The following is a 13,146-nucleotide window of genomic DNA, read 5'->3' on the forward strand; positions in this document are numbered from 1 at the left end:
GTCTATGACAAAGACGCAAAGGCCTCTTATCTCAAAAGGAAAGTACATCCACGGGATCCAATGCCTTAAACTGCTCTGGATTGAATACAACAACAAGAAAGCCATCCCCGCCCCCGCCGTATTTGACCTTGAGATAATGAAACAGGGTATCGCTGTGGGAAAACTGGCCAGAGAACTTTTCCCTAACGGCATAGAAATAGAGTGGTCCAAGGACCCTTTTGAAGTGGAAAGGGCGTCTCTTGCGGCCATTAAAAAAAGAAAACCTGTTTTTGAGGCCGGGTTCACGCACCGGCGCGGCTATGCAATAGCCGATATACTGGAGCCTTCCAAAGGCGGCAGTTGGAACATAATAGAAGTTAAAAGCACCACCGATGTAAAAGAGGACCATTTATATGATGTCGCCTTCCAGAAATATGTCTGCGAAGGAAAAGGGGTAAAGATAGATAAATGCTTTGTCATGCACCTAAACAGGGATTATCACAGAGGAAAGGACCTCGACCTTAAGGATCTGTTCGTCAAATATGATGTGACGGAAAGGACCGAGGAATACAGCGCCAACACAGACCTTTTCCTCGGCAAAATGGCACTGGTAATTGACGGTAAGGAGCCTGAGGCACAGGTCGGCAAGCAGTGCAGAGGCTGTGCGCTGGAGGAAAAGTGCTGGTCATTTCTTCCCGATGACCATGTTTTTATGCTCCGCAACAGAAAGGACGCTTCCTGGGCTCTGATGGAAAAAGGCATTTTGTCCATGAAGAATATTCCGGACGATTTTGAACTGAACGACAAACACGCAATCCAGGTGGCCTGCCATAAGTCGGGAAGCCCCAATATAAACAAAGAAGAGCTCTCCGCTTTCCTTGAGCGCATTGAATATCCTCTGTACCTGCTTGACTTTGAAACCGTTGCCCCTGCAGTGCCTATGTTCCAAAACTGCAGGCCCTATGAGGATGTCCCTTTCCAGTTCTCGCTCCATGTTATCGAAAGCGCGAGCTCCAAAGCACAACACCACCAATTTCTCTGGAAAGACCGCACAGATCCGAGAAAAGCACTTCTTAAGGAACTTAAGGAGCTGCTCGCCGACAAGGGTTCGATCATGGCTTACAATGCTGCTTTCGAGATCAAATGCCTTAAGAACTGCGCCGACGCTTTTACCGAATACTCGGACTGGTTCGAAACGATAAGAACAAGGTTCATAGACCTGCTCGAGCCGTTCAAAAAGCTGGACTATTATCATCCCCGTCAGCAAGGCAGCGCCTCAATGAAATATGTGCTGCCTGCCCTGACCGGCATTTCCTACAAAGGCATGGAGATAGCCGAGGGAGGGATGGCAAGGATAGAGTACATGCGCGCCGCCTATGATGAGAACACGGCTGAAGAAGAAAAGAAAAGGATTTACGGAGCACTTGAAAAATACTGCGAACTAGACACAAAGGGGATGATCGATATCCTGGGTGTCCTACAAAAATCTGTTGGCTATCAGCCCTAGAATAATTGTCTGAGGCACCGCCACGGCAGGCAGCCAGAGAGCGGTTCTCCAACCGATATTGGCCCACAGCAGCCCTATCTCGGTGTAGTCGGTAACAACACCGGCCATTAAGAACACAAAACTGTTGCCCAGCGCGCCTGTCTGCCTAAAGATCTCAAAGGCAAGCGGCGCAGAGCCTTCCGAGCAGATCTCTATCACCGTGGCCAGCAGCAGCGTTGCCAAAAGCCCTGCAACAGTGGGCCCCATATAGTTTTGAAAGATCCCGCTCGGCACATAAGCTGCCGCCAGGCTGGAAAGAAAAGCACCAAGCATTATCCACCAAAGCACCATATCCGCCAGCGCAAGGGTTCCCTTCCACACAGCTTTGGCCCCTTCAAGAGCCGGCAAAAGACCAACCTTGACCCTGGAAAGCCTTAAAGCAGCGTCCTTCAGAATTGAAAAAGAATCCTCGACCTCTACCGTGTTAGGATTGCTGTCCACAAGGTTTCTGCCTTCAAGGAACATAAAAATGTATCCCGATATCAGGGCGATCACTACTGCGCCAAAGATTATGAACAGGGCCCTTATCCCGAAAAACCCGAACATTATCATGGTTAGAGGCAGATTGGCCCACGGGCTTGCCAGAAGGAACGCCACAACAGAAGGCGTGGAGGCTCCCTTTTTGTAAAGCTGGATGGAGATGGCCAGTATCCCGTGGCTGCAGGCAGACATCAGGAACCCCGAAATGACGGCGTAAGGAATGGTCCTTTTTTTCTTCCGTGCCAGCAGTTTGGAGATGTACTCTGACGGCACCAGCCAGTCTATCAGCCCTCCTATGAGCAGCCCAAGCAGCACCGGCAAAGCGATGACGCCTGAATACATCCACAGCGCCATGCTCAGAGGGGAAAGGGCCCCTACAAAGTTCCCAAAATAGAAAACGGCAAAATAGACAAGCGTAATGATAAAAAGCCTGTTCTTCCACAGCGGCTGCGGGGTTTGGACTTTGCAGCAGCAACCCTCTTTTTCGGGCACGCAATGTGTGTGTTCCATAAAATGCCCCCTCTCACGGTATATGATATCATGACAAAAAGGACAATTATGAAGGCGATAAAAAAGACCCTCATGGTCTTTGTTCTTGCGGACAATTTTCTCACCAACCTGATAAAGAGCCTCTTTTTTACGCCAAAATACCGGCTGACCGGAAAATGCCTCAAATGCGGCAGCTGCTGCAGGAGGATCCTGCTAAAGGGGACCCCGGCCCAGCTAAATTCGCCCCTTTTTCGATTTGTGGCAGTAAAATGGATAGAGTGGCTGTTCGAGTTCCGTTTTATAGAAGTGGACGAGGAAAGCTGCTGCTTAGTGTTTTCATGCTCAAACCAGAATGCCGACGGCACTTGCGGCAATTATTTCTGGCGCCCCAATATCTGCCGCAATTATCCGCTGATAGATCATTTTAAAGAGCCCGTCTTCCTTCCGGGCTGCGGTTTCAACTTTGAGAACTGTGATAATATATTTACGGTGCCCACCAAAAGAAAGGGAAATTAAATGCCTAGAAGAACTGACATCAAGAAAGTGCTGGTTATCGGATCGGGACCAATCATCATCGGACAGGCCTGCGAGTTTGACTACTCGGGGACCCAGGCCTGCAAAGCGCTGAGGGAAGAAGGTTATAATGTGGTGCTGGTAAATTCCAATCCGGCCACGATAATGACCGACCCCAAGATAGCCGATGCCACATATATCGAGCCTCTCAATGCCGAACATCTGGAAAAAATAATAAAAAAAGAAAGGCCTGACGCGCTTTTGCCTAACCTTGGCGGACAGACAGGGCTTAACCTGTCCTCGGAACTTCACAAAAAAGGCATCCTGGCCAAATACGGGGTCGAGCTCATCGGGGTAAAAGCCGATGCCATAGAAAGAGGCGAAGACAGAAAGGCCTTTAAGGAATCAATGCACAAACTCGGCATAGAAATGCCCAAGAGCGAGCTGGCCTACAGCGTAAAAGAGGCCGAAGAGATCGCAAAAAAGATAGGTTTTCCTTTGATACTGAGGCCAGCCTACACAATGGGAGGCACCGGAGGAGGAGCGGTCTATAATATAGAAGAATTGAGGACAGTAGCCGCCAGGGGTCTTTCGTCAAGCCCGATAGGCCAGATACTGGTGGAAGAGTCTGTTCTTGGCTGGGACGAGCTTGAACTTGAGGTGGTGCGGGATGCAAAAGGCAACAAAATAACCGTCTGTTTTATCGAGAACATAGACCCTATGGGTGTGCACACCGGCGACAGTTTTTGCGCCGCTCCAATGCTGACCGTGCCCGAAGAGACCCAGAAAAGACTTCAGGAAATGTCCTATAAAGTGGTCGATGAGATCGAGGTGCTGGGAGGCTGCAATGTCCAGTTCGGCCACGATAGAAAGTCCGGCAGGATCGTCATAATAGAGATAAACCCAAGGACCTCAAGGTCCTCCGCCCTGGCGTCAAAGGCGACCGGATTCCCTATCGCAAGGATCTCCACCAAATTGGCGGTAGGCATTACTCTTGACGAACTGCCCTACTGGAAAGAAGGCACTCTGGACAAATACAAGCCGGGCGGCGACTATGTGGTGATAAAGTTCGCCAGATGGGCTTTTGAAAAGTTCACGGAGGCCGAGGACAAACTGGGGACACAGATGCAGGCCGTGGGCGAAGTGATGAGCATAGGCAAGAACTTTAAGGAGGCCGTGCAAAAGGCTATCAGGTCGCTCGAGATAAAGAGGTACGGGCTTGGGGTCCCCAAATTCGGGTCGCTGGACCTTGCGCAGCTTAAAGCAAGGATGGCAAACCCGTCCAGCGAGCGGGTGTTCTACATATATGAGGCGCTGAAGAAAGGAATGGGGGTAGAAGAATTGTGGCAGATGACCAGGATCAACAGATGGTTCCTGGAACAGATGAAGGAACTTGCGGAGTTCGAAGCAAAAATTAGTTCATATAAAGGCGCCTTGGTACCTAAGGAGCTTTTTCTTAAGGCAAAGGAAGACGGGTTTTCCGACAAATATCTTTCGGAATTGACAAAAACCCCCGAGAAAGAGATCAGAAAGCAGAGACTTTCTTGGGGCAAAGCGGAACAGTTTGAACCCGTCCCCGTGAGCGGAGCAAGCGCAGCCTATTATTATTCAACCTACAACGGCAAGGACAATGTTCCGGTCTCGAACAATAGAAAGATCATGATACTCGGCGGAGGCCCCAACAGGATCGGCCAGGGCATAGAATTTGATTACACCTGCGTGCATGCCGCTTTTGCCCTAAGGGAAGCCGGCATAGAATCGATAATGGTCAACTGCAACCCCGAAACGGTCTCGACCGACTACGATACTTCGGACAAACTCTATTTTGAACCCCTGACGGTGGAAGATGTCCTTAGCATTTATGAAAAAGAAAAGCCGGAGGGCGTAATCGTACAGTTTGGCGGACAAACACCGCTGAACATAGCAAAGGACCTGGTGGATGCGGGAGTCAAACTGCTTGGCACCAGCTGGGAAAGCATACACACCGCCGAGGACAGGGAAAAGTTCAAGCACATCATACAGAAGCTCGGGATACCTCAGCCCGAGAGCCATACCGCGCTGTCCGAAAAGGAGGCCGTCGAAAAAGCAGGAAAGATAGGCTATCCCCTCATGGTAAGGCCGTCATTTGTACTCGGCGGAAGAGGCATGAGGATAGTTTATGACGAAAAAATGCTGATCGATTATGTAAAAACCGCAATAGAAATAACCCCCGAGTTCCCGATGCTTATCGACAAATTCCTGGAACAGGCGCTTGAAGTGGAAGTGGATGCCATCTCCGACGGACAGGATGTTTATCTGCCTGCCGTGATGGAGCACATAGAACTGGCGGGGATACACTCTGGCGACAGCGCCTGCGTGGTGCCGTCAAGGAGCATAAGCAAGGAACACCTTGCGGTCATAGAGGACTATTCAAGACGCATCGCAAAAGAATTGAAGGTCGTTGGGCTCATGAACATCCAGTATGCCATAGCCGACGGAAAAGTATATATCCTGGAGGCCAACCCCAGGGCTTCAAGGACAGTTCCTCTGGTAAGCAAGGTTATGGATATCCAAATGGCAAGGATAGCAACACAGATAATGCTCGGCAAAAAACTCAAAGACTTGATCCCCTCTTCAAAGAGGACCGTGTCTCATCTGGGCGTAAAGGAAGCGGTCTTTCCGTTCTACGCTTTTCCCGCTGTAGACCCTGTGCTCGGCCCTGAGATGAAAGCCACCGGAGAGGTTCTCGGCATGGCGAGGTCTTTTGGGCTTGCCTACTATAAATCGCAGGAAGCCGCAGGCCAAAAACTGCCGTCAAAAGGCTCCGTCTTTATCTCCGTCATTGACAGGGAAAAACCTCTCATACTGGAAACCGCAAAAAAGCTTTCAAAACTTGGTTTTATCATCAAGGCCACAAAAGGCTCAAAAGAGTATTTTGAAAAGAACAACATCAGAACCGAACTTGCAGTTAAACTTCACGAAGGCCGGCCCAACATAGCGGACGATATAGCCAACGGCAAAATTGATCTGATAATAAACACCCCTGTCGGGCGCGAAGGCAAATACGACGACAGCTACATCCGCAAAGCAGCGATCAAATATAAGATACCTTACATCACCACCATAGCGGCCGCAAATGCCGCCGCCGAAGGGATAGAAGCAATAAAAACAGGCGGCATTGAAATAAGATCCCTGCAGGAATACCACAAAAACAAAGATCAATGAATGAAAGACTGGATAAAATAAAGGACCATTTTGACGCAGAAGCAGGCATCTTTGACTCACATGTGATCAGGGTCGTACCCTATTACCTTCAAATGCTTGATGCTCTGATAAGCAACATAACCTTTACAAATGAGCGGGCTTTCTCCGCGATCGATATGGGCTGCGGCACTGGGGCTCTTACATATCTCTTAAAAAAGAAGTTCCCCAAAGCAAGCGTGTCCTGCGTTGATTTTTCGCTAAAGATGCTTGATATGGCAAAACAAAAGCTGAGGGGTCTTGAACACATAGCTTTTGAACAGGCCGATATATCAGGTTATAATTTCAAAGATAATGTTGATGCGGTCATATCCTCTCTTGCGCTGCATCATCTTGGAACGGACAGGGATAAACTGGCATTTCAGAAAAGATCGTTCGCCGCGCTGAACAGCGGCGGCGTTTTCATTAACGCCGATATAATCCTGGCATCGGACGACGATCGGCAGCAGGTTTGCCTGGACAAATGGAGAAAGTTCAAAAGCAAAAACCTTACAGAGGATCAGATAACGGACAATATCCACAAGTACGAAGCGGAAGACCGTCCCGCGGTCCTGATGAGCGAAATAGAGAACCTAAAAACTGCAGGTTTTACAAAAGTCGAGGTCTTTTGGCGCTATTATAACTTTGCGGTGTACGGGGGCGTTAAGCCCTGACCTGCTTCCTGCCCTCTTCTAAAAAGCCTTGCCGAAAGAAAATGAAACGGAATTCTGGTTATTGATCTCGTTGGTCTCGTTTATCTTGTTGTCATAGTCCGCCGTCATCTTAAAAACAACATTCTTTTTTGAAGTGACCTTGTACACTGCCTCCCCCACATAGGTGGCACCCGGCGAAAGCGACGGGACCGAAGGGGTGCTGTGCACTCTGTTCTTGTCAGACTTTATGCTCAGCTTTGCCAGCGAGGCCGGAGCAGCGGCTTTGCCGATGTTCTTTACTTCGTAGATTATCTTTACCTCTCCCGTCTTTGCTGTTTTTGAGCTGTCCACTCTCAGTTTTGATACTGTAAGATCAGGCTTTTTGGCAACGGCAGAAAACACGCTCCCTGTGACAAGCGCCAACACAAGAAGACTAAGCAGCGGTTTTAGCTTCATTTGATCCTCCCATGGAAAAGATTATACCATACGTCCGGGCGCACATTGTATTTATTCCGGACGGAATATATAATCAACTAGGCGGAAAAATAATTGAAACTCATCTTAAAAGCCTTGCTGGTCCTGTTCCTTGTATCCGCAACATCTTTGACAGCAGCCTTTTATCTGGCGGTCAATTATGTCATTCCTTCTATCCTGGCGCCCCGGCTTGTTTCCTCTATTAACAGAACTTTTAAAGGAGCAGCCTCTCTTAGTGTGGGCAGGGTCGCTTTTAACTTTCAAAAAGGCCTTTTCCTTGAGGAGGTTGAGTTGACAGCAGGCTCCGCACGGCTCTTCAGTGTAAAAGAGGTCGACATAGCTCTTGACCTCAATGCTCTGATAAAAAGAGAACTGATAATTAAAGAAGTCCTGATCAAGGACACGGAATTGACCGTAGCCAGGAACAGCAAAGGCAACTGGAATTTTTCGCCCTTGCTGCGTTATTATGAGGCTTCGGATGCCGGAAAAGGGCCGGAACTCTCTTTCAAAACGATAAAATTCTCCGGTTCCATTATCCGCTTTGCCGACAATCTGCACAAGCATAACTCCATAGACCGCTCCTTTGTCAACGGAAAGGTAGTGATCGAAAATGTTGACAACGCGGTATATTTTGCCAAAATATCAGCAAATGACCCTGCAGCCTCACACGAGGCAGTGGAGCTGAAGCTCAAATATGATGCCAAGAAAAAAGCGATAGAAGGAAAGATAAAAGCCAACACCAAATATCTGGAAAGGTACTGGGCCTATTATCTTGACGACCTGTTCTTTCCGTGGCACCTTAAAGCAGGGGATGTAACTGTTGACGGCGGGTTTTCCCTGGCCAATGATACACTTACCCTTGACGCAAGATATACGGTCAAAAAGGGAGCCCTTCGCTACGGGACAATAGAAGTATTCTCTGATGCCGTGATAGATCAAAAGCTCAAGCTGGTAAAAGGCAATATCTCAAAAGACAGTAGTTCTCTTAATATCCGCCTAAAGAAAGCCGTTGTCCCGCTGGATGGCGACAAACTTACGGTCAATGACCTGACTTGTTCTGCGCAGGTAACAAACAAGGGGATCGTCTTCAAAAAGATCCACGGAAGAGCGGGGCCAAAGGCGTTCATTCTTTCCGGCAGATATACATTTGATCATCCCAGAAACATCTATCTTATGGGCAAATACGGTGATGCTTACGGAATGCTCGGGATAAGGCTCTTCTCGCTTAACACCGCAGAAGCCTTTGTCAAAGGAAAGACCAAGGGAGCCGCATTTGAGATACATGGGTATATCCCCGACATCAAAGAGCTTCTTGTCGACATTAAAATGAAAGCCCTGCTTTCTCTTCCGGTATCAAGCGAGACCGTTAACGCAAGCATACAGATAGGAGATTACGATATAAATGTCCGGGTGGATTTTTCGGCCTCCCTGAAAGGTTATCTTAAAAAAACATCTACCTTGAACGGAGATGCCGATGTCAAAGTCGCATATCTGTCGGCACTTAGCCCGGATACCGGGACTTTTAATTTTAAGATGACCGTAGTGGACGGTATGTTCGAAGGCACTTTGCCAAAGACACCTTTCTACGGCGGATCAATATATGGGCTGGCCAGGACTGACATAAAAAAATGGGGGGTCGAGACACATATAGATAATTTTGATCTTTCAGACTTTTCAAGGATCTCGCCAAAATACAAGAACCTAAAAGGCAAATTTGACGGCAGCGTCGTCTGCGTTGCCGACTGGAATGACCATAAGACCGCAAGGGGCGGCGGATATGTGGATCTTAGAAAAGCCAACCTTCAGAATGTGCCCATCTTTTCAAATGCCGAAGCAGGAGTAGCAAGTCTTGAAGCCGGTTTTACGATGCCGGAAATAGAAAGCATAATCGGCAATTTTGAAATAAAGGACGAAAAGATCACCCTGCAGAACATGCTGTGCAAGGCGTATAAACTTAGCTTATACCTTGCCGGATCCATCGACTTTGACATGGATACGCATGTCACAGCGGGAGTAAAGTTCATTGCCGGCTTCTGGAAGACCTTGCGACAGGTGTTCATTCCCGTTACGATCCCGTTTGACATCGCCGCAAGTTCTGTAAAGATCAGCATCAGCGGAAAATATCCCGACCTTAAACAGACCACATCCATTCAGGAAATGCAGTGGATGAACAGCTTCTTTGATGCGCAATCCGGGCCTGATCCGCAAAGATATAAGCTGGATGATTACTGGCTCCCTCATGATTTTTCTGAGTCAAACAGATAATGAAGTTTTTCGCGGAGCAGTTTCTTGTCCGGCAATTTTAATGAATATTCGGAAACCATGGCTGGAGAAAGAAAACGGTTTAGCGCATATTCCACAACTTCTGAATCCTTTCCTTTGCACAGCAAAATGCCTATGCTTGGATTTTCATGCGGCTTTTTAACATCCCTATCGAGAGCTTCCAGATAAAAATTAAGTTTGCCAAGGTGTTCCGGCTTGAAGTCCGTTATTTTTAGTTCAAAAGCAACAAGACATTTCAATTCCCGATGAAAGAATAGCAGGTCAATATAATAATCATGCGTGCCCACCTGAATTCTAAACTCTTCACTAATGAACAGAAAGTCTTTTCCCAATTCAAGAAGGAACAGTTTAAGGTTCCGGATCAGTCCCTTTTGCAGGTCGCTTTCGTCGTGGCCTTCCTGTAAGCCAAGAAATTCAAACACATAGGAGTCTTTTAAATTTTGCCTTAATTCAACTTCACCTGATTTGCTTGGCGACATCAATTTTGATGATAGCAGAGTCCTTTCGTAAACAGCGCTATCCAATTGCCTCTCCAGTTCCTTCTTGGAATAGTTTTCTCTGATCGCGAGCTGGATGTAAAACTCCTTCTCTTCAATGCTTTTTGTTTTGGACAGAATAAGAAGATGTTTGGACCAGCTCAATTGTGTCACCAGTGGTGACACAATTTCATTGTTTTGATAGGTTTCATAAAATTGGCGCATCCTGTACAGGTTCCGGCGATTAAAACCTTTATAATCAGCTCCATGGCCGTTTAGATACTCGGCAAGCTGATCTATAGTCTTTTTTCCCCACACGGCAGTCTTCATGCGCTTACTGATAAAGGACCCTATATTCCAGTACAAGGAAACAAGCTCTGAATTGACTGATTTCAAAGCATTATAGCGTGCCTTGTCTATCAGTGCCTTGATTTTACCGAAGGATGGATCGGGATAACTGTTGGATTTTTCAACACTTCGACTCCCCCTCGACTCTCCTTCGACTCGCTCAGGATTCGCTCGGGGTCGCTCAGTGCAGGCACCCCCATCACTATTTCCGGCTCTTTTCATGATAAAACCTCCTTTATAAGACAATTTTTGCCTCACAAAGTGGTATATAGCAATTTCCCCGCCTGTGGCATCAAACATTCTTTAATAGGCGATTGCCGTTGCGGGCGACGACACATAGACGAATACAAGACATGTCAATTTTCTGTGCACAATTCAGCAACGACGCCGAGGAGTTGAGATGAGCAAGTCGGGAGCTTACCTGCCCGCGGCAGGCGGGCGGCAATCGCGGGGGAGCTGGGGGCGGCTTGTCCCGAGCGGAGCCGAGGGAGAGCCCCCGCGAGTTTCTTTTGCGGATTTTATCCCGAGCCTGCGAGGGATTTCTTGTCGATACAAGAAAAGTAGGAGAAGAAATGTCCGGAGAGTTGATTTGGATATTAAAGAAAGAAAACAATACTAATAAGCGGCGATACTATCGATCTCCTTCATGACCCTATCCGTCTCCACCAGCGCGATGATGAGCTAAGGTTATCTGATTATTAGGAAATTGGTGGGGAGAAAATCAGGAGATTAGGTCATCAGGGACAGGAATGAAATGATCTACTCAGTTACAAAGCCATAATCAATTATTTCAGGTAATAATTTATCTTTTAGCTTATCTTGCGCTTCTGCTAATTGCAGGAACAATTCATTGCCAAGATTTTGGTCCTGAAGCGCTTTTTTTATCTGCCACCAACCCGCGTCCCACCATTCTATTTTAAACTGTGCGGTTGCTAATTGATTAAAGCTTTCAAAATACAGCTTGTAAATGCTCCTGCCTATCTTAAGCACTTCTTTAGCCTCTTTTGATAAATGATGTTCTGAAAGCCAGTTAGCGACAAATCTATCAGTTTCATCTTTTTTTATGGATTCGATAATATCCTTATCCGGAATGTCCCATTTTAATATTTCACTTAATGTGAATGGGAAGAATTGGTTAATTATTTGATGCCTTTTCCCTTTGTAAAGAACATTTCTTAGTGAAGAAGTTTCATTTGATCTGCTAAATAAAGACCATACAACACAATCATTGATAAATTCTTGTGATAATTTCTTAATTGGCTGCATAAACTGATCTCTGTCATTTATCCAGTTCGCTTTTGGAATTCTTCTTACAGCGTGAACAACCATTGACTGTTCAAATATCTTTGGCGTAATGGAATGAGACCCGGCGCTTGCTTGTGGCGCAGAATATATTGCAGTTAGGTTTTGTTGCTGAAAATCGTTACCGCAACACATTAACGATCCAATAAAGTTAGCACATATTCTATGTCTTATATCTTTATTAGAGTCTTTGATTTTAATCGCTCCCCCTAATGGGGGCAAGATATTAGCCCTGCTATTTTGAGGTCTATCTATCCATTTATTCAGAAAACCCTTCCTATTTTTTGTGGATATGACCTTTTCAGCAATTTTATATCCATCTTCATCCAGCAAATCCAACATTATTCTTTGTTTTTCAATAACATCCTTTTTATGTATATCCCAAATTAAAAAGCCCACCGGAAATTGACTTGCCTTTGATGTTCCGGAAAAGTTTGCTGATGAAAAAGCAAAACCTCTTTCGTATTTAAAGAGAAATACACTATCCCTCAACTTTTGATCATTATTCGAGTTCAGGTATTTAATTTTAGAGAACATACAAAGCAAGGCTTTCTTATTTTCAAACTCATTAGCTATTCTATACAAGAATTGCGAAAATAGTTCTCTTGAAACCTCGCCATAATTACATCTTTCCATTACCTTTTGAATTTTATTCTTACTAATATCATTTTTGTATTTTCCGGTTTGTAGTTTGCCAGGTTGCGCTGTTCCAAACGGGGGATTAATAAATATTATCCATTTGATATCCGGATTATTCAGATCTTTAACCAGATTATCCGGCAAACTGTATGATTTGCCTTTTGAGAACATATCACCAAACAAGTAATCTATATCATCATTAAGATAATCATATTTAAAAGATGTCGCTTCGGGGAATAATCTTTTGCAATAATTTACATCATCCTGAAGCAAAGTCGAGAGATAGATTTGCTTGTGCGCTTTTACCGGCAGCAACCACTCCAAATTGCCAGTTCCGGCTGCCATATCCCACAGGCGGACATTCGGATCGTTCCACCATTTTTTGCCGGCCACCTTTTCTATATACTTAATAGCTTTGCCGGCAAATCTTGGAGGAGTAAAGTATTCCCCTGTAAAGCGCCTCTCATCTTCTTCGGTAAGGCAGTCTAATTTAGTGATTATCTCTCTGATCACATCCGGATCGCTGACTCTTTCATATAATGACCAGAATCTTTCATACTTGTTTTTGTCTATCTTCTTCGTTTTCTTTTCATTGTTTGACAAATGGAATATAAGTTTTGGCATGTACCCCTTATACTAGACAAGTAGTTTCAGTATAATCTGACTAGTAGAAAGGGGTGAAGGCACATGCCAAAAGGTTTCCCAACACTAACGGCCGAGCAGAAACAGGAGATTATTAAACGCA

Annotated in this window: 9 protein-coding genes; 5 read left to right on the plus strand and 4 right to left on the minus strand. The window is 46.1% G+C overall.

Features of this window, described 5'->3' with window-relative positions; all coding sequences use genetic code 11:
- The first annotated feature begins 4 nt into the window (after window positions 1-4).
- A complete protein-coding gene (locus WC490_04670) occupies window positions 5-1,486 on the plus strand; it encodes a DUF2779 domain-containing protein (protein ID MFA5097902.1) in 1,482 nt (493 codons plus the stop codon).
- Here WC490_04670 and WC490_04675 read toward each other — a convergent pair.
- A complete protein-coding gene (locus WC490_04675; protein ID MFA5097903.1) occupies window positions 1,457-2,515 on the minus strand; it encodes a permease in 1,059 nt (352 codons plus the stop codon). The genes WC490_04670 and WC490_04675 overlap by 30 nt on opposite strands.
- A gap of 30 nt (window positions 2,516-2,545) precedes the next feature.
- Here WC490_04675 and WC490_04680 point away from each other — a divergent pair, with 30 nt between their 5' ends.
- Genes WC490_04680 through WC490_04690 form a run of 3 tightly spaced genes read left to right on the plus strand, consistent with a single transcriptional unit; the run spans window position 2,546 to window position 6,900 of the window.
- A complete protein-coding gene (locus WC490_04680; protein MFA5097904.1) occupies window positions 2,546-3,010 on the plus strand; it encodes a hypothetical protein in 465 nt (154 codons plus the stop codon).
- Window positions 3,011-6,211 carry a carbamoyl-phosphate synthase large subunit gene (carB, locus tag WC490_04685; protein ID MFA5097905.1) on the plus strand — a complete coding sequence of 1,067 codons (3,201 nt, stop codon included), beginning with the start codon at window positions 3,011-3,013 and terminating at the stop codon, window positions 6,209-6,211.
- Window positions 6,208-6,900 carry a class I SAM-dependent methyltransferase gene (locus WC490_04690; protein ID MFA5097906.1) on the plus strand — a complete coding sequence of 231 codons (693 nt, stop codon included), beginning with the start codon at window positions 6,208-6,210 and terminating at the stop codon, window positions 6,898-6,900. Before carB ends, WC490_04690 begins: the two co-directional genes overlap by 4 nt.
- Before the next feature lie 18 nt (window positions 6,901-6,918).
- Here the strand turns inward: WC490_04690 and WC490_04695 are convergent, their stop codons facing one another.
- Window positions 6,919-7,335, minus strand: coding sequence for a CARDB domain-containing protein (locus WC490_04695; GenBank protein MFA5097907.1), 417 nt, complete (start codon window positions 7,333-7,335; stop codon window positions 6,919-6,921).
- 93 nt (window positions 7,336-7,428) lie between these two features.
- Between WC490_04695 and WC490_04700 the strand changes: the two genes are divergently transcribed.
- A complete protein-coding gene (locus WC490_04700) occupies window positions 7,429-9,618 on the plus strand; it encodes a hypothetical protein (protein MFA5097908.1) in 2,190 nt (729 codons plus the stop codon).
- On the opposite strand, the gene WC490_04705 is transcribed toward WC490_04700, so the two are convergent.
- Entirely contained in the window at window positions 9,591-10,682 is a 1,092-nt protein-coding gene (locus WC490_04705) for a PDDEXK nuclease domain-containing protein (protein ID MFA5097909.1), read from the minus strand. The two genes, WC490_04700 and WC490_04705, sit on opposite strands and share 28 nt — an antisense overlap.
- A 537-nt stretch (window positions 10,683-11,219) precedes the next feature.
- A complete protein-coding gene (locus WC490_04710; protein ID MFA5097910.1) occupies window positions 11,220-13,025 on the minus strand; it encodes a hypothetical protein in 1,806 nt (601 codons plus the stop codon).
- Window positions 13,026-13,146 lie beyond the last annotated feature (121 nt).

This window comes from Candidatus Margulisiibacteriota bacterium, from assembly GCA_041650635.1.
Classification (GTDB): domain Bacteria; phylum Margulisbacteria; class WOR-1; order JAKLHX01; family JBAZKV01; genus JBAZKV01.